The sequence below is a fragment of the Ruegeria sp. C9 genome (assembly GCF_056537585.1).
The window spans coordinates 1-25,580 of sequence record NZ_JBQFRU010000010.1 but is presented as its reverse complement, the minus strand read 5'-3'; the positions used below and the strand labels follow the sequence as shown (position 1 = coordinate 25,580).

The window sequence follows — 25,580 nt, the reverse complement described above, 5'->3', positions numbered from 1 at the left end:
ATGGATTGCAAGTAAGCGGTGCGCCGATCACACGTCTGCAGCGCAATCCCAGGACACCAGACTGCTGATGTCGGATTGCTTATGACCGTTTGCGATGGCGGTCAGGGTGCGAGTGATCCAAGCGACCATCTTCAAGGAACACGGTCAGGCGTCCCAGTGTTGGCAATATAGCTCAGGGCTCTGCCGATGGGGGATTAGGCAGAGACGCAGGGACACTGTTTCTGAAGTTGAGTTGTAAGCCAAGCCCGCTCCGCCGCGGTGCAAATTACTTCTTCCAAATCAGGATCAAAGGGGTGTGTTGGGTTAGATATCGATACTGCGAACTACCTGATCATTAGCGACGACAGCTTTGCAGGTACCCTCATAATGAGTAATGGAGCCTACTAAGCCCGCAGGTCAGATTAAGCTGCGATCAGGGACCATCAGGACAGAGCTTTCATGGTGGCCGATCTCTGCCGTGGTTTGATGGGCCGCCGCACGACCTGCTTTATTTGGGACGGCACGATCTACAGCAGAGGCTTCTTTGGGAAATAACGCGCCTTCGGGCGCCTTGGGATCGGTGACACCGCTCCCAACCTCGGGGTCGACCAAGCCACGTAATTCAGCGCGGATCAGATCAAGTTCTGTCACGCCTGCTTTTGACGTCGGGCGCGCATTTCCCGTCGGCGCGACATGGCGTCGCTGCGTTTTGCGGCCTTGTCAGATTGGACAGATCCTTCCGTTGTCGGGGTGGTTTCTGAAGTTGAACCGGTTCCAGCCGCGCCCCCTGTTTTTTCTTCGATCTTGGCAGCTAGTACACCCAACATTGGGAACCGGAAAATATCCGTGATGCTGAGACCCGGAACATTTAGCTCTTTCTTGATTTCCCGATGCGCCTGTACGGCCAGTAGTGAATGCCCGCCAAGGTCAAAGAAATTGTCGCGCGGGCCGATATCCTGAATGCCCAGAATCCGGGACCATATCGCGGCAACCTGTCGAACAGCCGTTCCACCCGATGCTGCTGCGGGTGCGGGGTCGGTGGTTTGCACCACCTGGGTCTGCGTGGTTGGAGCGGCCTTGCGGGGCCGAGGGGCTGGCAACGCCTTACGATCAATTTTCTTGTTGGGTGTCAGTGGAAAGCTGTCCAGCGTAACGAAATGTGCGGGGATCATGAATTCGGGCAGTTGTCCGGTCAGCGTATCCCGCAGCGCCCGTTCATTCAGGTCGCCATCCGCGATCAGATAGCCTACCAACTGGGTCAGGCCCGGAGTGTCTTCGCGGGCCATAACAACGGACTGGCGAATGCCTGATTGGGCATCCAGAACACTTTCGATCTCTCCCAATTCAATCCTGTATCCGCGCAGCTTGACCTGATGGTCCGCCCGCCCCAGGAAATCGAGTCGCCCGTCCGGACGCCAGCGCGCCAGATCTCCTGTCCGGTACATCCGAGCACCGGGTTGGTTGTTGAATGGGTCAGGCACAAAACGCTCGGCCGTTAAGTCTTCACGCTGCCAGTACCCACGGGCAACGCCAGCCCCGCCAATGTAAAGCTCACCCGCGACACCAGTGGGTAGTGGGTTTTGATCTTCGTCCAGAACATAAACCTGAGTATTGGCAATCGGTCGACCGATGTTGACCGTACCCAACACCGGAGTTGCAGTTTCAGTCGTCGACCAGATGGTGGTTTCGGTCGGCCCATACATGTTCTCAACATGTGCCGAGGTGATCTCGGCCAATTCCGAAACCAGTGAGCCGGGTAGCGCCTCGCCCCCGATCATCATGTGCTTGAGGCGCGCCATCGCCTGACGGGCCTCGTCATTCATCACCAGCATCTGCGCCATGCTGGGGGTACACTGCATATGCGTAACCTTGTGGCGATGAATTTGCGCTGCGATCGAGAAATCATCCTCGGCCGGTTCTGTATCCTGATTGGACAGGCGCAGAACTTCGGCCAGAGGTTTAAGCCCCTCAAGCACCTGATCCACCGGGACGCCATAGTCGATCAGACAGGCAATCTCATCCACGCCAATGCGCTTGAGCTCTTCGACGCGCGCCAAGCAGTCTTCGACCGTGCCAAAAAGACCCGAGTCTTCGAAATACCGCAGGAAGGCGAAATCAAGAATGCCCTCAAGTTCTTCTTCTTCAAGCGAGCCCAGGTCCAGTTCGAACGCATTGCTGACGCCCTCGGGTTTCTTGAAGGCGGGGAAGGCCCAGGCATATTGTTTGATCAATCCTGCAGCGGAGCGCAGGTAATCCTTCATCGGTTCGCGCGCCACTTCGCGTACCTCTTCACGATCCGCTCCGACGAATGTATGCAGCATCAGGGTGACTGTGTGGTCCTTCGGGTCATTGCCTGCTTCGCGCAATGCGCTGTGGTAGAGACCGATTTTGTCAGCGACTTCATCGACGCTTTGTCCCAGAAGGTGGGTCAGGACATTTGCGCCGATGGCGCCAGCCTCTTTCCAGGTTGCCGGGTTGCCTGCTGTGGTGACCCATACTGGAAGCGTCTTCGAAACCGGCCGGGGCTGAGTGACAACAGCGTGCATTTCTCCGGACTTCTTTGGAAACTCGACGGGCTCTCCCTTCCAGAGTTTGCGCAGGATATCGATGGATTGCAGCATGGCTGGCTTGTTGTCCGGCGGGGTGTTTTCTGGGCGCAGAACGAAATCATCAGGTTGCCAGCCAGAAGCGATCGCCAGCGCCGCACGTCCGTTGGTCAGATTGTCGATGATGGCCCATTCCTCGGCGATCCGGGCCGGATGGTGCAGGGGGGCGACACAGGAGCCCGCGCGGACCGATAGGTTCTCGGTGACGGCTGCGACGGCTGCGCCAGTGACTGATGGGTTCGGATAGGGACCGCCAAAGGCGTGGAAGTGACGCTCGGGCGTCCAGACAGCGCAAAATCCGTGCTTGTCGGCGAATTTTGCCCCCTCTAGCAGGGATTTGTATTTATCGCGCCCGACGCCGTCATCATTACCCCAGTAATAGAGGCTGAAGTCCATGCCACGTCCGGTGCTTCCGCGCGCAGGGGTACTGTCGCCCGCCACAAGGGCGCGGTTATCATCATCGCTCAGAACAACCTTGAAACCGCGGGCCAGTGTCCAGAACAACTCCAGCACGGAAATATCGAAGGACAAGCTGGTGACTGCCATCCAGACACCTGCCGGGTCATGTGAAATACGCCCATCCATGCCGGTGAAGAAGTTCGATACATTGCGGTGTTCGATCATCACGCCCTTGGGTCGTCCGGTCGAACCTGACGTATAGATCACATAGGCCAGATCATCTGCCGTCACGGTGCTGTCGGGGTTGCTGTCAGCCGCAGCAGACAGGCGCGAATCCGCATCGATTGACAGTAGCTGCGCCCCGGATTCCGGCAAGTTCCGGGCGAGATCGGTCTCGGTGATGACAACGGGTGCGGCGCTATCTTGAAGATACAGCGCAGTGCGATCCGCCGGGTAAGAAGGGTCCATCGGCACATAGGCACCGCCAGCTTTGAGAATACCCAGAGCTGCGATCACAAGCTGCGGCGAGCGTTTGACATGCAACCCGACCAAAGTGCCGGGACCAACCCCCATATCCTGCAGAACATGCGCAACCCGGTTGGCCGCACGGTTCAAGGCATCGTAGCTAAAGCTTTGATCTTCGAAAGCCAGCGCAGTGGCGTCGGGCGTCCGGGCGACTTGGGTTTCAAAGTGCTGGTGAATGCAGGTCGTGTGATCATAGTCCGTGTCGGTCGCATTCCATTCCGTCAGGATTTTCACCCGCTCGGCTTCAGACATCAGGGATAGATCGCGGATGGGTTTTCCAACCGTCTCTGGGGTATCCAACTGTGCCATGATGGCCTCAAGCCGGGCGGCGATCAGGGCCAGCGCCTCGGCGCTGATATGGCCACTGTCGGCACAGAGCTGAATCTGACCCTCTACAAGCGACAGGGTCAGGCTGGTGCCGGGGATCAGCTCTGCGTTTGTATCCGTCAAGCCAAGCTGCGGCATAGCAAAATGATCATCTCTGGACCGGGACAGACGCGCGGGCAGGTCAATGGAAAACCCGCGACGTGCCCGGGCCGCAGTGATGTCCTGTGTCAGCCCGGCCTGTAGCTCTACCATGGTATTACCCGATGACACGGTGACTGGCACCCAGTCGCTGATATAGTCTGAGGCCGTTTCGGGCAGAGATAGAGCCAGATTCAGAGTATCACCTCCCCCTTGGCGCAGGAAAAGCGCGGCCAGCGCAGTGGCGGCTTTCTCGAATGTGGCGCTTCCATTTACGATATGTGTAATCACCGCGGATGCGGGCGCATTCCGCTCAATCAGTGGCAGATCGGAATGTTTCAGTGTTTCCAATGGTTTCCGCCAGTGAATATCTGCTTTGGCAGTGGGGGCGAGTGTGGCGGTAAGCTCGGCCCGGTCCGCGGCACTGAACAAGGGGAGCACATTGCAATCCGGGGCGATGTCTGCCGCCGTGATCCCTTTGCCAAAACAGTCTCTAAACTGGCTTAATCTGATGGCGTCCTGTCCGGTGGCGATGGTCAAGCTTTCCGCATCGCGGGCCAGAATTGTACCCGGTGCGGCCGGTTCCGATGATTGAACCTCGGCCTGGCCAACCAGATAGATCTGTTCTCCGGTGTCCAGCTTGGGGCAGGTCAGCGGGTTCCAGTAGTCTCCATGATCAAGGGCACGTACCAGTGTGGCAATCTGTGTGGCCGGGGCGCTGAAATCAATCTGTGCTCCGGCCCCGGGGCGCGCGTCACGGGCAAAATAACTGCGCTGGCTCAGGTCCTGAAAGTGTGGGTTGGGAACGCCCGCCTCAAGCGCTGCGATGACATCGGGAAAACTGTCCATCGCAGCGCCATAGCATTTGGTGTTGAGCGTCAATGCCGTGTCGTTTACGCCGATATCCACATGACGCTGGGTGATAATGTCGCCTTTATCCACTTCGCATGTGATCAAGTGCCAGCTGATGCCGTGCCGAACTTCTCCATTCAAAAGCGCCCAGACCGGCGCGTTCAGCCCGGCATAGCGAGGCAAGGGACCATCATGGAAATTGACCGCCCCTTTGCGGGCCTGATCCAGAAGCGTCTGCGGCAGAAGATCAAGATTGGCGATACTGAGCAGCCAGTCAAACTCGGTATCAGCGACCCGGTCAGCGAGGTCCGCACCCGGCGCGTGAACCGTCAGCGACTGGCCTTCAGCCCAATTCCGCACATCCGGATTTCGGGTTACAACACCTCGAATATTGTGACCGGCCTCAAGCAGCATTGTTCCGCATTGCACAAGTAAGGATTCATGGCCGATCAACAGGGTTGAAAAGGGCATATGTTACTCTCCAGGAATAGGATCAGGCCGATGTTCTCGCCTATTATTGGGCAGGCAAGCGTACAGGCCAGCCTTTAAATCGTGCCAAGCTAAAGTCGTTAGAAAGAAAGGCGGTACGTCGCGTTTCCTGCGGGTAATCAGACAACGTAGCCAATGCAGAAAACCGCCGCTCAGATGAGCAAGGGTCGCCCCAACCGCATAAAGAGCACCGTGGTTTTTAGTGAAATAGTATAGACGCGAGTCGAACCAATACGTTGGCACTCGGCTCCAGGACTTCATGCCAGTCGATACCGAACCGATATGCATGACGCGACTGTCTCGCAAATAGTATGTCTGATACCCGGCTTTTGCAGCGCGGCGGCATAAATCTGTTTCTTCGAAATACAGAAAGAAGGTCTCGTCAAACAAACCAATTTCATCAAGGAGGCTTTGACGCATCATCAGACTTGCCCCAGCCAGCCAATCGACTGGGCGACTGTGATCGGGGATTGGAATTGGAACAACACGATGCGCCAGAATCCGGCTAACCGGCCCAAAGCGGATTGCGCTTTCAAATTCACTGGCGATCGACGGAAAGCGGAAACTGGTCAGATGCGGATCATCATCTTCGCCGTGAATATAGCTGCCGGCAAAACCAGTTTGTGGGTTGGTATCGAGATGATCACGCAGGATACGGATGGCCTCTTTTTCGGGAAAAGCGTCAGAGTTCAGCACATAAATGTAATCAGGTGCATGCCCATTGCTGAGCTTGGCGCGAATACCAACGTTGTTGCCTGCTCCATAACCACCATTGTGCTCGGATTGCAGTACTCTGACCCTGTTGTTTTTATTCCAACCTTGCGAGGCGGCATGTGCACACATCCGCTCAAATGACCTGTCTTGTGAATTATTGTCGACAAGGATGATTTCGCCTTCGACACCTTCCATTGCCTTGAGGGCTGCTTCGGCTGAGCGCAGGCTCATCTCGGCAGTCTTATAATTCAGAATAATGGTAAGGACGGCAGAACCGGGCATTGTTATTCAGCCGCCTCCTGCCGGAGTTGTCGAAGAGGGGTAGAGAGTGCGGATTTGTCTGCGGCTTCCAGACTGCGCCGCATCCGAGCCGCGAGTACTCGTACATTGGGCTCCAACACCATGGAGTCATGATCTCCGGGGACTTCATGTATCTCAAGTTTAGGAGCCCATTCGGTCCAGTCATTATCAGGGCTCAGGTAGTCGCGATCGTCATTGACCAGACGGTCTGGCGCGACCTGCCATTTACCAACAAGTGGCGGGCGGAACAGAGTCAGCGGCCCATCCCAAGGTTTGAGCGGGTAATTGGCGATACTTTCCAAAAACGCAGCTTCAATGGCGGTATCGTGGAAATTTTGACCTGCTGTCGTGGTATCGTCTTCAAGACGACGCTGTCGTTTCTCGACCTCCCAGGCGATACGGTTTTTTAGCCAAGTTATCGGGTAAGATAACCCCTTCTTCTTCAGCTCAAGCCACTGGATCACCGCTCGATCCCGCGTACTCAACGCCCGGGGGACCGGCAAAGGTGTATCCAGCATGATCAACGCCAGAACTTCCTCACCTGCTTCCGTTAACTGGCGGGCAATCTCGTAAGCGGTAATACCACCGCCGGAAAACCCACCCAACATATAGGGGCCATGTGGCTGAACCTGACGCATTTCGGCGATATAATCACATGCCGCTTCGCACAGATCACGGTGGGGCTCCTCGTCGCCGTAAAGGCCGCGAGCCTGCAGTCCATAGAAGGGTCGGTCGGATCCGATCAGATGGGCCAGATGGCGCAAGTTGAGCACATTGCCAAACATGCCCGCCACCAGGAAGAAGGGTGTCTTCGATCCACCTTCGCCCGAATGCATCGGCACCAGATGCGTAAAGCGACGTGTAGGTGCGACTGGTGCATTTGCTGGGGTCACTTCCGCAGTGCCCTCGGTGGGGACACCACGTGCGGCGATCAATTCGGCACATTTGCGAATAGTAGGCGCCTCGAACAGCACTGAAATAGGGAAGTCCACATTGTAGGTTTTCCGAATCTGCGCAAAAAGCCGGACGGCGATCAGGGAATGCCCTCCAAGGTCGAAGAAACTGTCCTCGACCCCGATCTGATCAACCCCCAGCAGCTCCTGCCAGAACCCGGCCAATCGACGTTCAATGTCATTGTCCGGCGCCACATATTCCCCGTCGAGGTCTGGGCGCTGGAATTTCTGCTCGCTGTCACCGGTGGACGCGCCCGTCTCTGCGGCCTGTTCAATCAGTCCGTTCAGGTCCAATGATGAGAGAATGACCTGCGATTGGTTCAACCTTAGTGCGCGGAAGAAGAGGTCAGCGCCTTCTGTCGAGGAAATACCTTGCGACAAGTTATGACGCAGGCGCTCTTCGGCAGGCGACAGAGGTTGTGCAAGTTCCACATCACCCGTACTCGCGGTGTTTGGTGCTTCACTATGGGCAAAGTCGGCAACGGATTCTATTCGCCGAATGGTGAAGCCTTCGACTTCGACACAGACACTGCCATCAGGCAGGGCAATTATGACATCGAAACTGGCCGTTTCGCCGTCAGCCTGATTGTCACCAGCGCTGCGCACCCAGCTCACGATTTGTGGCCCAAGCGGGTGGTGCACTTTCACCGAGCGATACGAAACGGGCACCCACAGATGGGTAGGTTGATAGCCTTCGATCAACTCCATCGCCCATCCCGTCGCCAAATCCATCAAGCCGGGGTGCAGATCATAGCCTGCGGTCAGATCGTCAGTTAGGCTTCCACGCAGGCTGAGATGGGCGATCCCTTCCTCGGCTCCAAGTGCTGTTTGGGTCAGAACCTGCCAGCGTGGGCCGAACTTCAAATGTGCTTCTTGTGCAGCTGTCAGGCGCGCATTTTCTTCGGCTTTGTACTGCGGAGCGCATCGGGCGATGATAGCAGCAATATCAAGAGGTTCTGGGTTTTCCAGCGGCAAGAGCGACAGGCTGGCCTGCGCGTTCATCTCAAAGCTCGATCCCCCTTCAGGTGCGCTCTGTATCACCAGATCATAGCCCATATCGCTGCGTGGCAGGCGCAGTTGCACTTGTTGCCCGGCATCATCGTCAACAGCCAGCGGACGCAGAAAATAAAGGTCGCGAATTTCGAACGGGCCGGTTTCGCCTTGGGCGCGCAGGGCTTCGGAGGCAAGCTCCAGATAGCCTGTGCCCGGCACCAGCGCCTGACCCGCCTTGGTACGGTGATCATCAAGGAACCAGCGCTCCGCCACTTCATACTCTGCGGTAAAAACCCGATTTCCGGACCGGTCAAAAGTGGCGTTGTCCAACATGGGTTGGTCAATCGGTTCAACCGGCGCTTCCTCGGGCCCGATACGCGTTTCCATGGCGTCCGCGGCCATGCCCACATCGGACCAGATGCCCCAGTTTACAGCCAACACCTGTGTTTGGTCTTCCGAGCGCGCGCGCGCATAGGCGTTGAGATACTCATTTGCGGCCACATAATCTATCTGCCCAATGGGCGCGGTTGCCGTCGAGGTCGAGGAAAACAAAACCAGCCAGTCAAGCGCCCCGTCAGGAAATACCTGATCAAGCACCTGTGTGCCGTGAATCTTGGGGGTAAAGACGTCTTCAATCTCCATCATGGACTTGGTCATAATGGGCGCGTCATCGATCAAGCCAGCGGCATGAATGACACCATGGATTTCTCCGAACTCTTGCGCGCTGCGCGCAATGATGCGCTGCATGTCTTCGACATTGCTGACGTCCCCAGCAATCGGCAGGACCTTCCCGCCAGCGGCTTCAAGTGTCTGGATGGCGCGGATGTTCCGGACGGTTCGGTCCTGCGGAGCATTCTGATGCAGTATTTGTTCCCAGCTGTCACGCGCAGGCAGAGGGCTACGGGCCATAAGAACGATGTTGGCTCCGGTTTTGCGGATCAGAGCTTCGGACAATGTGAGCCCAATACCTCCGAACCCACCGGTGATCAGATAAGTGCCCCCGTTTCGCAGAGGTAAATCTGCAATGTCAGGCTCAGGCAGAGGCTGCGACCGGTACCCCTGTACATAGCGTTTGCCGCCGCGAATGGCCGCCGTCAGCGTGGCAGGTTCTGCCAGCAGATCCTCAAGCACCTGACCCACCATGTCGCCGGGCAGCGCCGGGCGGCGGCGTTTGCCTTCGGCTTGAGGCAGATCGATATCGAGCAGGGCACATGTCAGGCCGGGAAACTCGCGCGGGATCACCCGCGTAGGACCTGTCAGCGTGGCTTTTTCCGGGTGCGGTAAATCTTCATCCCGAACCTGTAATGCGCCCGAGCTCAGCACATGCATGTGCAGCGGCATTGGTAGGTCTTCTTCGCCAATCGCCTGCGCCAGGAAAAAGAGACTGTAAAAGCCTTGCTCCAGATTGCGATGGAAGAAACTGCTGCCAGGGCGGAAACTTTCACGGTCTGTCAGGGACCAGCCATGCACGATACGTGTGGGCAGGCGGCTCTGATCCGACAAATCCCTGAGCAGCATGTCATAGCCTTCGCGCCCCCGCTCCGGGGCAAGACAGTAGTGATCTTCATGGATGCGCGCAAAACCGTCGCCAGGAACCACCGTGATGACGGCATGGCCAGCACCACGCAGGCGCTCAGCCAATTGACGACACAGCCCCGCTTCATCTTCAAAGACAAGCCAGCTTTCTGGTGGCACATCTTCCAGGCCCTGCGCCACGTCGATATCGCAAGCAGCATAGGTAGGGGTCCAGCTGACACGATACCCCCAGCCAGCGGGATCATCGCTGCGCATCAACCATTGAGTTTCAGCATCTGACTGGGCTTTGCCCGGCTCAATGAAATAAGGCGCGCGTTGGAAGGCGTAGCTGGGCAACACGACGCGATTGCGGCGCGCCTCGCCCCAATACTGGCCCCAGTCAAAATCTCCGCCCAACGCCCAGACCCGACCCAGCATCGCCAGGAAATATGCGTCATCAGCGATGTCATCCTTTGGATGGCGCAAGCTGCCGATAACTTGGTTGGCGTCAACCTTGTCATGCTGACCCGTTAACGAGGCCAGCGCTTTGCCCGGACCAACCTCGATGAAAATCCGTTCGGGGTTTTCTGCCAGTGTGGTGATGCAATCTGCGAAATGAACAGTGTTTCTGAGATGCCCAACCCAGTATTCTGGATCAGTTGCTTCCTCGGTTGTGATCCAGGTGCCGCTCCGGTTCGACGGAAAAGGAATTTGCGGAGCGTTCAGGGTGATACTGCGCAGGTAGTCCCCGAAATCCTGCAGGATCGGCTCTAACATGCGGGAATGGGCGGCGATGTCGATCTGGATACGTTGACAGTCGATGTCCTGCGCCTGCAATCGGTCTGCAAGCGCGTCAAGCGCGGCCTGAGGCCCGGTTGCAATACTCAAACCCGGAGCGTTCACCGCGCCCAAATCCAGATCATCCCCCAGCAGCGGGCGCAACTCATCTGCAGGCAGCGGTACGCTCAGCATGCCACCTGCGGGCACAGTATCAAAAAGCTGGCCGCGCAGATGTACAAGGCCGATGCAGTCTTCAAAGGACATGACACCGGCCACACAAGCAGCGGTGTTTTCCCCCATGGAATGACCGACAAGCGCGGCTGGTTCCACACCCCAACTGATCCAGAGCTGCGCCAGCGCATATTCCGTGATCATGATCAGCGGTAATTGCACCGACGGCGTGGTCAGGCGCGCGTCGGCCTCGGCTTCCTGTCCGGGTTCCGGCAGCCACAATGAACGGATGTCATAATCGATCTTGGGCTGCAAAATCTCCAATCCGCGATCCATCCAATCGGCAAAAACAGGCTCTGTTTCATAGAGATCGCGCGCCATGCCGGCATATTGTGCGCCGCCCCCGGGGAACATGAAGACATGATCGGGATTGTCGGAGATGACGGAATGCGTAAAGACCCGGCGAGGGTCGCCGCCTTCCAGAAGCGCCGCGGCTTCCTCGTGGCTTTCAGCAGCAATCACACGGCGTTTTTCAAATCCCTGGCGGCCTTCTTTGAGGGTCCATGCAATATCAGCCAGATCTTCATCCTGATGCCGCCGCAAATGTGCGGCCAGTGCAGCTGAATTGCCCTCAAGCGCCTTTTTGCTGTGCGCAGAAATAGTTAACAACTGGAACGGCCAATCTGATGACTCAGATGCGGCCCGTGCGGGTGCTTCCTCCAGCACCACATGAGCATTGGTACCTCCAACACCCAGCGAGTTCACTCCGGCGCGTCGTGGCCCTTTGTGAGATGCCCATGGGGTCAACTGATCATTGACGCGAAACGGGCTGTCTTCGAAATCTATCGCCGGATTGGGTTTTTCATAGCCCAGGCTTGGTGGGATTTCCTGATGATACAGGGCCAAGGATGCCTTGATCAGACTCGCCACACCGGCGGCTGTATCCAGATGGCCAATATTGGTTTTCACCGACCCAAGCTTGCAAAAACCCGTCTCATCGGTGGTGTCAGAAAAGGCCTGTGTCAGCGCAGCCACCTCGATCGGGTCACCAAGATATGTACCAGTGCCGTGGCATTCCACATAGTCGAGCGTATCTGCCGTAACATCGGCCATGACATGGGCTTCCGATATGGCGGCGGCCTGTCCTTCGACGGAAGGAGCCAGATACCCGGCCTTGTCAGCACCATCATTGTTGATCGCCGTGCCCCTGATCACACCCCAGATGTGATCGCCATCGGCAATTGCATCTGACAAGCGGCGAAGGATAACGGCCCCCGCCCCCGATCCAAAAACCGTCCCCTGCGCCCGATGATCAAAGGCATGGCAATGACCATCCGGCGACAGGACCTCACCTTCTTTGTAGATATAGCCGCGATTTTGCGGCAGCTCGATGGTGACACCCCCGGCAATCGCCATATCACACTCACCGGTCAACAGCGCTTGCGTAGCATAATGTGTTGCCACCAGTGAGGTTGAACAGGCCGTTTGCACATTCACGCTGGGGCCTTTGAGATCAAGAATATGGCTCAGCCGCGTCGAGAGGAAATCCTTGTCATTGCCGGTATGACGCAACAGGAACATGCCCACGTCGTCCACAAGGTCAGCATTCGAGCAGATGTTGAAATAAAAATAGCTGCCCATACCACAACCGGCGAAGACTCCAATCGGACCTGAAAAGCTCTCGGGTGTATGGCCGGCATTTTCCAGAGCTTCCCAAGACACCTCAAGGAATTGGCGATGCTGCGGATCCATGATGGCAGCTTCCTTGGGGGAGAGGCCAAAAAACTCGGCATCAAAACCCTCAAACCCCTCCAGAGGGGCGGCAAAAGGCACATAATCCGGTCGGTTTAGCAAATGCGGAGCTTCACCCGCTGCGCGTAGATCGTCTTCGCTAAGATGGCGGATGGATTCAATGCCGTCCCGCAGGTTGTGCCAATACTCTTCAACCGAGGCCGCCCCAGGCAAATGCGCGGCCATGCCAACAATGGCAATATCGTTTTCCCGAACGGAACTACTCACTTAAATACACCTATGACTGAACCGCATTGATCTTATGCAGTGCGAACAATGTTGCCAAACAAATCTGGCATTTTAAACACTATACAAATTTTGTGAGGATTTTTATCCCAACAGAATGAGACACATTTTTCATAAGCTAAAGGAACTCTCCAGAAAATGCCTTGGTTTGCGCGACCATAAGACGCGTGAAATCTGTTTAACTCAACGATAGACTGTCTGCAAAATGGATACAGAAAGTCGCTTTAGGGTAGTTTTGTTGCGTTATTGTCTGATGTCAGACGCAGGTTAGCAACTGTATTTCTCAAGCGGTCTGAGCGGACCATTTTTGTCTAGATTTGACGAGAACGTAACGGGCGCAACTCTTCTCTATCTCTTGGCAGATGCTGCAGAATCTTTTTCAGTCCTCCGTGGCGTTGAAGTCTTGATCGACCGTTATCTGGCCTAGACGGTATGTTACCGATAATATTCCTGATCGAGTAATAGAAGAAACATTACAACACGAAACGACCACACAGTGCTCTGGGCTACCGCCCTCCGGTCTCAGCATCCATCATCCAGATGGACCAAACGCCAGTCGTGCACTAACAATCAAATTGGACCACTAAAGTGGGGCTGATCAGATCAAAACAGCTTCTTTGAAATCCAGACACTCAGCCAATATGCAAAGAAAGACTAAGTAACATGAGTACTAAGAAACTGCGAGTGCTGGTTATTGCTGAAGCCGCAAACCCTGAGTGGGTGAGTGTCCCCCTTGTTGGATGGTCGCTGTACAACGCACTACGAGAAGTTGCGGATGTTCACCTAGTGACGCAAATACGAAATCGCGAAGCAATAGCGCGGGCGGGGCTACAAGAAGGCACCGATTTCACCGCATTAGATTCCGAGGCACTAGCACGGCCCATGTGGAAAATCGCCAGTGTTTTGCGCATGGGAGAGGGAAAGGGATGGACCACCGAGGCGGCGATTAGTGCCATCGCTTATCCCTATTTCGAAAAACTCGTCTGGAGAAAGTTCGGCAGCCGCATTCGGGAAGGATACTATGACATTGTCCATCGTATTACACCCCTTTCACCAACCGCCCCAAGTTCTTTGGCAAAACGATGTTTAAGGGCAGGCGTCCCATTTGTGCTAGGGCCACTGAACGGGGGCGTGCCTTGGCCTGACGGATTTGATGCAGAGCGAAGACGAGAACGTGAGTGGCTATCTTATGTGCGAGGAGCCTATAAACTCCTGCCCGGAAGAACTGCAACATTGGCTTCGGCAAGTGCTATTTTGACGGGATCAAGATACACTGAAAGCGAGATCCCAAAACAATTTCAAACAAAGTGCATTTATATTCCTGAAAACGCTGTCGATATGACGCGCTTTAACCAAGTCGCTTCTCATTCTGGCAATTTACCTTTGCGCGCATGCTTCATTGGGCGCCTCGTACCGTACAAAGGCCCTGACATGCTAATAGAGGCCGCTGCCCCATTTCTTGCTGACGGACGAATGACACTAGATATCATCGGTGATGGCCCGATGATGCCTGATTTGATAGCGACCACTCAAAACCTTGGAGTTACAGATTCAGTATTTTTTCATGGCTGGGTTGAACACAAGGATGTCCAAGAAACCGCGAGCAAATGCCAGTTATTAACTTTTCCAAGCATCCGCGAATTTGGCGGAGGTGTGGTATTGGAAGCAATGGCAATGGGACTTGTGCCAGTTATAGTAGACTATGCTGGACCGGGCGAACTGGTAATTTCTGGCACGGGCTACAAGGTCCAGATAGGATCTCGCGACGAGATAATCGAGCGGTTTCGAGATGAGTTAGAGAGCATTTTAAGCAAATTGGATGAACTAGTGGAAGTATCAGACGTTATTAGAGAATACGTGAGAAACCACTTTACCTGGCAAGCCAAGGCACAACAGATAAGCGACGTGTACGATTGGGTTACCAAACGCTCAATCGAGAAACCCACCCCATTTCCCGTAAAATTACCCATTGTTGAGCAAAAGATGAAGAAACCTCACTTTTCTTCTTAAAGACTAATTCTCAAGTGTTGAACATCCTATCCAGTTATTCGGCTACTGGCAGAGAACCCTCTAAATGGTTAGGCAGGATCTTCCGAAAAGCACCTGTTTCATCTCCTTCCCAACTTTGGGTGACATAGTCGCGCGCGGCATAAAACGACACTCCAGCGTCGCAAAAAAGATCGTAGGTCGCACGGAATCTTTCGGTCTGGGAAATTTGATCAGAGGCCGCATCTAGATACCCGGAAAGCGGCACCCATTCGGACGGGCACGTGCTGTCGGATGGAAAAATCGGCAACACATCTGGCGGACTCTCCCAAAACACGTTGCTGTTGAACCCATGCTGATTGGGCACGTCTGATCGGTAACCATCATCGGGCGCATGGGCCATTTTCGTCCAGTTCAATCCGAGTAAATCCAGGACTTCGTGATCATAGGTCATGCGAATGGCACCAGCGGCGAACACACCTATGGAAGGTGTGCCCGGAAGTGCGTTCAGCTTGTCTCCAAGCACACGTCCCGCGTCCGCGATCGCAAATTCTATGATCATATTGCCTTTTGTTTGCACAAAACGGGCTCCAGCCACCAAGGCAATCACGACGAATGGTACAATCAGCAAGGTTGAAATCTGCCACTGCGGCCGATCTGTGGGGGTCCAACTCGCCAACCCAGCCACAATGATGGGCAAGGCCAACGGCAGGAAATACAGAAACTGCCGATGTGATCCGAAGTGATCTCCGCCAAGTACGGTATAGACCATTACACCGCCCACGATCAGATAGACCGAAAGCCAAAAGGCCCCCCTTTGCGCCCAGCCCCCACGTGACAGCACCATCGCACCAGACAGACAGAAACTGACGAACAACAAGACATTCTGTGGTTCTTGTAAGTAAGACAACACATAGCGCGCGCCGAGTTCAGCTTGCGCCAGAAGATCAGTCGAGGTTTTGGCATAGAAGGTGTTGGGAACCGGATAACCAAAATAACTCAGCCGCCACGCTGTGGCGGCGGCAAAACTCCCCGCGCCTGCCAATCCGATCACAAGCCCGGTCAACAGACCTGGCACAGCAAAAAGTAGCCAGCGCAATACGTAAAACCCCGCAAGCGCCATGGTCAGTGCGATCCCTTCAGGTCGCGTCACAGGCAACAGCGCGGCCAGCACCGCTACCCCCAAAACTAGATTACCGCGCGGCCCTGCCCTGTCGATCCGGCATAAGAGCCAAACCATCACTGCGATCACCATGACCCACAGCGTGACATCCATCAGCGACCAGATCATCCAGCCGAAAAACGCCGGGAAGGCCAGAAAGGCCGCCCCGGTCAGAAGCGCGGGGATCGGCCCACTTTCAGCTGTCAACTCCCGGGTGATCCGCATGGCGCTAAAGAGTGTAACCCAGGCAAACACGGTGCTAAGCGCTGCCAGGCCTATTTCAGGCGTGCTTGAGATCCAGAAGGCCACAGCGTTGATCAGAGTCCAGATAAGCGAGGTTGAGCCTTCGACCCGCTCGCCGCCGATATTGTAGACATAGCCATGCCCCGCCGCGAGGTTGCGACCATAAACCTGCGTGATGTTGGCATCGTCAATGCCAACCGTCGGCATCAGAACCCAATATGCCAGAGCGGCACCTAGCATGGTGATCAGAAGCGCCACCAGCGCCGTCAGTCCATGATCCGAACGTGAAGAATAGGCCATATGTCAATGCTCGAGCAAAAGTTCGATATCCTTTGAAATCTCTGCATCCGTCAGAATGCTCAAATCGGGATGGGTCGGGAAATTGATCAGCCGCTCGTAAATGGCACTGACCTGTGGCAGCGGTGCAAGCGGCGGGTACTGCCGGGCGATATCCACACCAAGCTTCAGGGTGGCAAGACGTGCATGATCAATCGGACGTGGCAACAATACGGGTATGCTGTTGGTGACCGGGGCTCCATCCGTTGGCAAAAGCGATGCGGCGCCCGCGTCCGTGAAGAGGGCGGCAATGCGGGTACGCTGTTCGAGATAACCGGGTTTCCACTTAGCGACGTTTGCAAGCCGCGCAATCAGAAACGCACATGAGATGTCAGAGATTTTGCCATTGTTTAGCCAGTATTCTGGCGCCTCTGGTATCCGGTCGTAGTTGATCAGCAGGCGCAGAAACTGGGCCGCCGAAGCTGGCGATAGCACCATCCCCCCTTCACCCAATCCATAGGGTTTCGTGTGGTGCAGGCTGAAAACCTGCCACGGCCAAGGCGGAATGTTGCGCGCCATCCCTGCAGCGTTGTCTATGATGAGCTGCTTGCCAGTTTGCTTGGCAAAAGCGATGAACCGGTCAAAATCTCGTACCAGACCAAAAGGGTTGGTAACGATAATGCCATCATAGCTGTCGGCCTCCAGCGTCAGGATATCGTCGAGGTCCATGACGCCCTGTTCGTCGCAATCGACGAAAGACATGTCCGAGAAATATCCTCGCCCGAGGTTCTTGAAGCTGAAGGCAGACCCAACCCACCTCAGTTTCGGCACTCCTGTGTCAGCCGCCAGGGCTCGTGCAGCCATCTCCAGCGCGATCCCAGCATTGGCACAAGGCGTCAGCGTCAGTTCAGAACCCAGCGACATATGCGTGGAGTAATCGGCGACCAACTGGTCATAAAGAGGTCCAAAGTTGGCCCATTGGTTCATGGCCGAACAGGTTTCCAACAAGCTGGCGACCAAAGGTATGTCTGGATTCTTCGCCTCAACGAATTTCACAGCTAAGTGTGGCGTGGTGAATTTTCGGGCTTTTTTTTCAGCCTTTTCCATCCCAATTCCCTTGAGGGTAATGCTATAATTTAGCCGCTCTTCAATTGTACGTGCATCTCGAGGAATCTGCTTCAAAGCCTTTCCAATAAGCGTTTCAAACTATCCGGTTCAACTTGAAATCCGTTGTCGACCGGGTCTCCGACAAGGAAAGCGTAAGACAAGCCCATCCTGTCAGTAAACTCTTTATATACCATCGAAAAACGATCTGGTGGCTGTATGATCAAAAAGGCACCACCATCGGCAACGGAAAAAAGCGCGTGGGCGATATGGCTGCCTTCGACACCAGCAACGACACGAGCCCCCATAGACAGTCGGGTAATTTCCTCCCCATCCATTTTGTCAGGGTCGATGATCACGAAGCCCTCGGCCTTCAGTTCTTGGGCAATTTCAGCCTCATTAATCAATTCACGACGCTCGCCACCGCGCCCACGCAGGATATAAACGCCCCGTCGGTCCGGAAGAGGTCCATCAGCACACACAAACCGACGCGCCCGCGCCCGCAGCTCCTGATACCTCGCTGCCCGGAATGCATTTTGTCCGACATCTGAGTAAACGGTCAGATTCCTGACACGGCCACGCATAACCACAGGCGGTGCAGCCATACCGAAGACCTTACGATATCCCTCTTCGTGCCAGCGGGGTAACGCGCATAAGGTGATTGGATGATCATTCGGCCCGGGCAACAACTCCATGGGCAGGTTGTCCCACATGAAATGACCGAAATGCTCACTTCCGACCCTGCAGGTCACAAGTTGTGCACTGTCCAACTCCTGCCATTCTCTCTGGGGCTTCCCAAACAATCTGTCGTTGCCCGCCCCATAGCGCCCCCGCAATGCACCCTTATAAAGATACGCGCCTGAAACCAGTACATCTGACATCTCGTAAGACAAGGTCGGCCCGTGGTCCATTGGCGCGCCCTTGATCAAAACCTGTTCGATATCCCAGCTGCGCCAAGGAGCAATCCTTTGCACTTTTTCCAGGTCTACTTCCGAATACACCGCAGGCTGGCTTGAGGAGCGCTCACCTGGGGCCAGTTCGTGAACACGATCTGCCCTACTCAGAAAGTCGCCCCCGCGCCCCCGTGCCAAGCGCGCGGCCATCCAACGCATTTTGATAGTGTCGATCACCACAAAAGAATCCTCTCTGGTTGGGAAGCCGGCACTTTACAACTGTACAGACAAGGCTTGGCAAGGTCATCAAACATACAGCGATCAGGCAAGGCTCAGTCTTTGAAAAAGTGGATCGCGAGCGGATGACGTTTTAATCAAGGATTTGATCTTTTCACTCTATGAGGAAAGAGCACGCGTGGTCCGCGTCTGGTGATACCAAATTGCGTTTCATCATAAATTTCGGAGCTTATGCCGTTATTTTTGCCTTCTGGCCAGAAGGTTTTCGAAAACAGATTTCCCTCTCGCTAATTCATCCCTATTCAAAAACGGGGGAGAACAGATGTTGCAAACCCAGGGCTGTGGTTATGGTTACGTGGTTGTTGTCGTGATATGCGGCTCTTCCATCCTTCATCGCTGAACAAATGTCGCCCGTACAAAACTCCGGCCAGGTTTCCAGAAGTGTGACATTCGGGCGACGCAGCACGGGTTCGAGCGCTCGATTAGTGTTGTACATTCGTTGTTTCAAATCTTTGCTTTGAACCAGTGTACGGGCCATAAGTTCGCTGTCATCCATGCCACGTAGCGCCGCATCGCGTGCCAAAAAATATGATAGATAGTTTGAAATTTCTGGCGGATGTTCCAATACGAACACCCTGTCAGATTTATTCTCCAGTTCATCAACGGTAAAATGAAGAGCCTTTGCAAAAAGTTGTGGCTGATCATCCCCAGAAAGCCCGCCAATTGATGGAAACAACTTGGTCGTTGTTCCTTCATCCAAGCCGACGCCCTTACCCTCAACATGATAGGCCCAGCGACTCACTAAAAGCACCGCCTTCAAATCCGGCAATTCTTCCAAGCCTTTCTGAAGAGACGTATTTGCGGTTTCGCATTTCCTGTCTTCTAATTCTGGCTGAAAGCTCTCGTCCTTTCCAATCCCGAACACAGGTGCGCAGCCAAGCTGCCAAACAACCAATGTAGGCACGCCAGCCGATCTTGCGGCAGCCTCTATACCAGCCGACAAAGCAACAAGGTGGCTGTCTCCCCAAATCAATACTTCAGGGTCACCTTCTGGGCCGATGTGGCAAACTGTGCTGCCCGGAAAGGCATAGCTCTCGGAAAGACGGCAGGTCGGTGTATCCCATCTGAAGTCCTGTGAAGCTTCAATGTGGGTACGTACATCGTGGGGGAAGCGTTCGACTATCCCATCCCCAAGATAGATCACCGCGCCACCGCCTAGGGTGATTATCGAGGCTCCGGCAGCGCCTCCCAAAAGCGCCTGAGGTTTCAGATTGCCAAAACGAACAGGTTTTTCAATGAACCGTAAGGACGCCCAAGCCAATATCACAGAGACACCGATCAACATCACTCGTACCAGCAGGCTCAATTCCTCACCCGAATAGTATTGGGCCAGCACGATCACCGGCCAGTGCCAAAGGTAGAGGGAATAGGAAATCAACCCGATGAAGACGAGCACCGGATGGTTCAATGCCCAATTGACGGGATTGTCATGTTTACCGTTTCCGATGATCAGAACTGCGCCCAGAACCGGCGCAAGGGGCCAGATCCCCGGGAAACTCTCGTCCGACGGGATCAGCGTCACGGACCCAACAATCAGCAGTAAGCCGATCCAGCTGACAAGCGGATGTATGGACCATCGCCAGCCATAGCGATGCCCAAAGATCGCCAGACAAACACCAGCAAGAAGCTCCCAGGCCCGGAAGGGGAACAGATAGAAAGCCGCGGGCTGAGACAGGGAGGTGAAGCCAATACATGCCACCAATGACACCAGCCCAAGACTAATCAGGATAGCTGGCAGCCATTTTTGGGCACGTCGTAAAAGCAAAAGAAAAAGCGGCAATATGATGTAAAACTGCTCTTCGACCGCCAGTGACCACGTATGTAACAAAAGTTTCTCGTCCGCTGCGGTGTCGAAATATCCCGCAGACAGGTAGAAATAAACGTTGGACAAATAGACCGTAGAAGAGATCAACTCTTTGCCCAGCTCTTGAAACTCGAACGGCAGAAGGACAAACCAGCCGACCACAAGGCAACTGATCGCCATCGTGAAATAGGCTGGTGCCAGTCGCCGTATCCGGCGGAGAAAAAACTGGTCCCATCGGATTCCACCCGTCTGGGTGAGTTCCGACCAAAGCAACCCGCCAATCAGAAAACCGGAGATGACAAAGAAGATATCAACGCCAACAAACCCGCCACCCAGACCGGGGAGCGAAAAATGGAAAAACACAACCGGCAGGATCGCCAAGGCGCGCAAGCCATCGATTTCACGTCTGTAGTCAGATGATGAGACCGTCATCCTTTGTCCCTAGAAGTACTCAATAATCAAATTTACCGATACACCCAACCTTTCGACACAAGATAAACCCAAGCCGCGTTCGTCTGTTATCAGAGCTTTTCAGAACACGTCGGTGATTTCGTACAGTACGATCTGGTTCGGTTTCAGTTTAGGCGACGGCAAATCAGGGCTGCAAGCGTTGTTTTTAGGGTGTCTTTTTCTTGATCTCCTTCCATTTTTAAACTCTGCACAGTTCTGCCGTCGCAGACATCAGCGGGTGTTCGACTGGTGATGTTCTCACTGTGTCGATGAATTGCCTGCAGAAGTCCCTGAGACGACCATAACGAGCATTCGCAACACCGGATGCGCTTTGATATGCGGGCTGAAGTGATCAAATGTTCTCAACACAGAACAGTGTCTATTAGGCGCTTTGGATTTTGAACGACCGTCGCACAATTGCAGCAAGAGCGTCACGGGATCATTATTCTTGCTCCAGCGGCAAAAAAATGTCTCATCCTCTGCGGCCTTCAGCGTGGCCGCCGCTAAACATTTGGCCTAAAACCAAATCCGGCACTGGTTCTTTTGGGGTGTTTCGTAATACTAGCGGCGCAATTTGAGCGGTTATTTTGTATGCAGGCCAAAGATCTATACGACGACTATCTTGCACGAAGGCATTTCGGCTCGCTTGACGGGCTCAGGTGTCTTTGCATCGGCGCAGTACTGTGGCACCACAGCCCGCTCTTTGATCCGGGTCAGGAACCTTTACGCCTGTTGGATCGCGGCTTCCTTGGTGTGGACCTGTTCTTCGTGCTCAGTGGGTTCTTGATTACGACGCTTCTACTGCGCGAAGAGGCCCGTAAGGGGCAATTTTCTATTGCGGGCTTCTACTGGCGTCGGGCGCTGCGGATCCTGCCGGTCTATTTCCTGATCGTGACAGCCTTATCGATCTATTACATCGCGTTGAAAGGCGAGACCCAATATGTGCCGTTGGTCAAGTTCTACTATTTTTTTATGGCCAATTTCCTGACCGAAGAAATCCCGCTTCTAGCACCAACCTGGTCACTTTCGGTCGAGGAACAATACTACCTGCTCTGGCCGCTGGTCCTGCTTTTGACCCTGCATATGCGCCATATCCGCGGCTGGCTTTTGGCGGCGGCCATCGTATTTTGTGCCTATGCCCAACAATGGGGGATGTGGCCAGGCCCGCTGCGTACCGAGAACGCGGTCTGGGCACTACCGGGGGGAGCTTATGAGGCCATCTTGTTGGGCTCATTTCTGGCTGTATTGTTGAATAATCGTCGTGGCTACATGGTACTGTCACGCGGCCTTGGTGGTCGATGGAGCGCGCTGATCTGGCTCGGTGTCTTGATAGTTGCTCTGGAATTTCTACCCGTAAACCTGACAGGTTGGCCACAGCTTGTTGTGCATCTGATCATGGCGCTCCTGCTGGGGTCTTTGGTCGTGCGGGAGGACAACGCATTGTCCCCTGTTCTGTCACTACCACCCGTCGCGCGGGTAGGTGCGATCAGTTACGGCGTCTACCTGTATCATCTGATCGGGTTGGATTTCACAACCCGCGGCCTGGCATTTCTGGGCGTCTCCGCGGGTGATCCAAGCTGGTCGCTTCTGGTCACTCTGGCTTATATTCCGATCTCCATCGCAATCGCTGAAATAAGCTTCAGAACCTATGAAAACTACTTCCTGTCATTCAAGCGCCGAAAGCCATTCCTCGGCCTGCTACAGAAGCCCTGATTTCTGTAGAAAAAGGGCGGTAGAGGAATGCTCAACCGCCCTGAGGATCTGAGTGGCCGGTTCAGCCAATCATATAGACCAATTCGGCTTCGTTATAGATTTCCGTCGGCAGGGTATCGGAATGCGGATCATGACCATCTGTCAAGGCCGCCCAAAGTGCAGCGCCATGGTCGTCCATATCACCCTCTTCACCAACATAGGACATATTCACGGAGCCCGAGCCCTCTGTCACCGACAGGGTGATCGTATCATTGGTGTAATCGACCACCAGATCGGCGTCATGGTTGCCTGCCAAACCATTGAAATACACGTCGGAGAACTCCCCGATTATCTCATCGACGGACAACAGCTCATATGTGCCGGCGGAAAGGCCAGAGAGGTCCAGATCAAGCGTACCCAGACCAAGGTTCGCGCCCGAAGCGACGTCCGGGTCGTCACCGAAGGCACCTGAGCGGAACTCCCCGATCCCGCCGATGTCGCCATCCTCGGCCGAGAAGGCCAACGTACCATCTTCGGCAAGGCGCAGCACGGCGGTGTCGCCTGTTTCTCCATCGAAACCGACCTTGGCATCGTTGCCTTCAACATGAAGGATCGCACCAGCCTCGACATCGTAATTGGCACCATCTGTGGCCAAAATCGCCTGACCATCCGTGACGGTGGTCTGGGCACTCCCGCTCATATCACCGGTATTGACGAAACGGCCGCCGTCGACATTGAGCACGAGTGTATCGTCGTCGCCATAGCCATTCATCCACAATTGGCCGACATTGGAGACCTGAATCGTGCCGCCATCTTCGCCGACCGTGGTGTCGCCAGTGACAGTCAGCTTGCCATTACCAACGGTCAGCGTACCGCCGTCGCCCAACTCGAGGTTCGCAATGACAGTTGTGCCACCGTAACTGACCCAATTGCCGCCCAGATCGACACTGTCGCCGGCAACGCTGCCAGGCAGGTCTTCGGTCGTCCAGTTGAGCCTGTTGTCCCAGCGGATACCATCCCCCAGATCGCTGGGCACGAACCGCACGGTTTCAGCGATGACGCGCTCCTCGACGGCCAAGCCAAAGCCGGTCTGGAAGAAGTCAATGATCAGGTCGGCGTCCACATAGTGATCAAGTTCGCCGTCGGCCTGAGCCCGCAGAAACGCCACCAGATCCGGAATATCTGCATTCGGATCGCCCAGAAGTTGCTGGGTGAAATTCTGAATCGTGGTCGCGTTAAGAATGTCCGTGTTGAGACCATCAATATTCTGGTCTGGTTGCTCTTCTCTTGAACCATCCCAGTTATATACGATGGTGTCGTCATAGAAAGGGTTCTGGGTGTGACCAACAGCATAGCCTGCCCATTCCTTATAAGCTATCTCTTCCGGATTGTCGGGGTTGGCCAAGTGCGCGATGATATTGTCTATCATCGTTGTGTCTAGACCGTTGTTGTGTATCCCTATAGATGGCGCGCCAGTATGTTCTGCCACGTGATAGCCTGCCGAGGTCACGACGTTGTCTGCAAAAAGTGTATAATTGCCAATGTAGCCCGAACCGTTCCAATTGCCCCCGGCAAAGTTGCCTGCCGCGTTGCTGTTTGCGAGGACGTTGTCCTCGATGAAGCCGCCTGAGCGGATCATCATCGCATTGTTTGCCGCATTCATCACAATGTTGTCGCGGAATGTGACATCCAAGTTGTTGTAGTCAATGTAGACACCGTGACTGAACACACTCGGAGGTTGGCCACCAGAGGTCGACAAATTCGGGTCATAGTCTGGAGCAAACCCATTTTGATCAAACAGAGTATTCTGGATGAGCAGACCATCAGTATTGCTCATTAGAATTCCCGTCGCGCCCTCATAGCCAGTCCAAGACCCGCCCTCCAATGGTGACGTAAGATAAACATCTGTGACTGTTGAGTTATTCAGGGTAAATCCAACGGCACCGTCAACCAGCAGAGTATTGCTGTTGAAATCCACATTGTCGAACAACAGGTGAGATCCAGTTAGAGATTGGACCCCACCGGTCACCTCCAGATCGGAGAAGACAATATAGTCGCTTTGTTCGGCAATGATCGAGATGTTGTCATGAAGGGTTGGGCGGTCTCCGTCACCATAAGCGGTAATATGAATCGGATGCAGGGGGCTCTCACCTTGAGTGCCCCATTCGATGATGCTACCCAGCCCATCATACTCATATCCGCGCTCAAACAGGAGCCAGTGCGAGGACGGCTCGGAGCCGGAACCCGTGATCTGACGCCACAGCATCATCCCGGCCTGACTGTCCAGCGCCATACCTTCACTGCCGCCGTATTCAGGATTGTTGACAAGCCATTGCGCCGTAATCTGGTCAGCACGCAGCCCCTCAATGGCGGCGATATCCGAGATGCTCAGCGCATCATTGCTGCCCGAAACATAGACCTCACGGTGATTGTCACCATGCTCGACAACGACATTCCCGTTCTCATCCTGCTCGAGCATGTAGAAGTCACCTTTTCCCCAGCCATCGCCCTGCGTGGTCGGCTGCACGTTCACAGTGCTACCATGCACTTCGGTGGCACCGCCTGCATAAGTGACTTCATAGGTAAAGTTTATCTGACCCGAAAACTCCTGCTCGTGGCTCATCACCAGCGCCAGTGTATTGTCCGGGTTCACGGTCAGGTTCCCGTGATCCGGGCCTTCCAGAATAGAAATACTTTCAACGGATTCGCTATTTTCCACCTGTAGCGTTGTCACTCGACCGCCGGCCACGGAAAAGGCCGAATCCACGTCTACGGGTGGGATTCCGCCACCATCCGAGTTGTCATCCTGATCACCTGGTGTCGGATCAACAGGTGTCGGATCAACAGGATCATCCTCAACGGGATCTTCGTTCACCGGCGTCTCATCGACAGGCG

Annotated in this window: 11 protein-coding genes and 1 pseudogene; 3 read left to right on the top strand and 9 right to left on the bottom strand. The window is 54.8% G+C overall.

The window, feature by feature from the left end:
• Window positions 1–396 precede the first annotated feature (396 nt).
• The 4 genes from ACR0NE_RS20580 to ACR0NE_RS20565 are packed head-to-tail and all read right to left on the bottom strand — an operon-like array spanning window position 397 to window position 12,760.
• A complete protein-coding gene (locus tag ACR0NE_RS20580) occupies window positions 397–630 on the bottom strand; it encodes a hypothetical protein (RefSeq protein ID WP_170598712.1) in 234 nt (77 codons plus the stop codon).
• A complete protein-coding gene (locus ACR0NE_RS20575; RefSeq protein ID WP_170598715.1) occupies window positions 627–5,297 on the bottom strand; it encodes a MupA/Atu3671 family FMN-dependent luciferase-like monooxygenase in 4,671 nt (1,556 codons plus the stop codon). The genes ACR0NE_RS20580 and ACR0NE_RS20575 overlap by 4 nt, the downstream gene beginning before the upstream one ends.
• 3 nt (window positions 5,298–5,300) lie before the next feature.
• Window positions 5,301–6,311 carry a glycosyltransferase family 2 protein gene (locus ACR0NE_RS20570; RefSeq protein ID WP_170598718.1) on the bottom strand — a complete coding sequence of 337 codons (1,011 nt, stop codon included), beginning with the start codon at window positions 6,309–6,311 and terminating at the stop codon, window positions 5,301–5,303.
• 2 nt (window positions 6,312–6,313) lie between these two features.
• On the bottom strand, window positions 6,314–12,760 hold the full coding sequence (locus ACR0NE_RS20565) for a type I polyketide synthase (RefSeq protein WP_170598721.1): 6,447 nt from the start codon (window positions 12,758–12,760) through the stop codon (window positions 6,314–6,316).
• 486 nt (window positions 12,761–13,246) lie between these two features.
• Between ACR0NE_RS20565 and ACR0NE_RS20560 the strand changes: the two are divergent.
• Window positions 13,247–13,345, top strand: a pseudogene (locus ACR0NE_RS20560) (integrase core domain-containing protein); the annotation flags it as partial.
• Window positions 13,346–13,441: 96 nt separating this feature from the next.
• Window positions 13,442–14,788, top strand: a complete 1,347-nt coding sequence (locus ACR0NE_RS20555; protein ID WP_170598724.1) for a glycosyltransferase — start codon at window positions 13,442–13,444, stop codon at window positions 14,786–14,788.
• A gap of 34 nt (window positions 14,789–14,822) precedes the next feature.
• Here the strand turns inward: ACR0NE_RS20555 and ACR0NE_RS20550 are convergent, their stop codons facing one another.
• The 4 genes from ACR0NE_RS20550 to ACR0NE_RS20535 all read right to left on the bottom strand — a co-directional run bounded on the left by ACR0NE_RS20550 (window position 14,823) and on the right by ACR0NE_RS20535 (window position 20,975).
• A complete protein-coding gene (locus tag ACR0NE_RS20550) occupies window positions 14,823–16,469 on the bottom strand; it encodes a hypothetical protein (protein WP_170598727.1) in 1,647 nt (548 codons plus the stop codon).
• A 3-nt stretch (window positions 16,470–16,472) separates the two neighbouring features.
• Window positions 16,473–17,552: a DegT/DnrJ/EryC1/StrS family aminotransferase gene (locus ACR0NE_RS20545; RefSeq protein WP_170598732.1), complete on the bottom strand. Its 1,080-nt coding sequence runs from the start codon at window positions 17,550–17,552 to the stop codon at window positions 16,473–16,475.
• 71 nt (window positions 17,553–17,623) lie between these two features.
• A complete protein-coding gene (locus ACR0NE_RS20540; RefSeq protein ID WP_170399638.1) occupies window positions 17,624–18,679 on the bottom strand; it encodes a glycosyltransferase family 61 protein in 1,056 nt (351 codons plus the stop codon).
• Between the two features lie 298 nt (window positions 18,680–18,977).
• Window positions 18,978–20,975, bottom strand: a complete 1,998-nt coding sequence (locus ACR0NE_RS20535; protein WP_255612278.1) for an acyltransferase family protein — start codon at window positions 20,973–20,975, stop codon at window positions 18,978–18,980.
• A gap of 609 nt (window positions 20,976–21,584) precedes the next feature.
• On the opposite strand from ACR0NE_RS20535, the gene ACR0NE_RS20530 reads away from it, so the two are divergent.
• The gene (locus tag ACR0NE_RS20530) at window positions 21,585–22,706 is read left to right on the top strand and encodes an acyltransferase family protein (RefSeq protein WP_170567819.1); all 1,122 of its coding nucleotides are present in this window, start codon (window positions 21,585–21,587) and stop codon (window positions 22,704–22,706) included.
• Window positions 22,707–22,767: 61 nt separating this feature from the next.
• Here ACR0NE_RS20530 and ACR0NE_RS20525 read toward each other — a convergent pair.
• Window positions 22,768–25,580: right-handed parallel beta-helix repeat-containing protein (locus ACR0NE_RS20525; protein WP_480780093.1), on the bottom strand; the 2,813-nt coding region annotated here is incomplete at its 5' end.

Bases quoted from the DNA above. Each gene is read 5' to 3' on its own strand.
- ACR0NE_RS20575 (WP_170598715.1), bottom strand. From the start codon at position 5,297: ATGCCCTTTTCAACCCTGTTGATCGGCCATGAATCCTTACTTGTGCAA.
- ACR0NE_RS20570 (WP_170598718.1), bottom strand. From the start codon at position 6,311: ATGCCCGGTTCTGCCGTCCTTACCATTATTCTGAATTATAAGACTGCC.
- ACR0NE_RS20555 (WP_170598724.1), top strand. From the start codon at position 13,442: ATGAGTACTAAGAAACTGCGAGTGCTGGTTATTGCTGAAGCCGCAAAC.
- ACR0NE_RS20550 (WP_170598727.1), bottom strand. From the start codon at position 16,469: ATGGCCTATTCTTCACGTTCGGATCATGGACTGACGGCGCTGGTGGCG.
- ACR0NE_RS20545 (WP_170598732.1), bottom strand. From the start codon at position 17,552: ATGGAAAAGGCTGAAAAAAAAGCCCGAAAATTCACCACGCCACACTTA.
- ACR0NE_RS20535 (WP_255612278.1), bottom strand. From the start codon at position 20,975: ATGACGGTCTCATCATCTGACTACAGACGTGAAATCGATGGCTTGCGC.
- ACR0NE_RS20530 (WP_170567819.1), top strand. From the start codon at position 21,585: ATGCAGGCCAAAGATCTATACGACGACTATCTTGCACGAAGGCATTTC.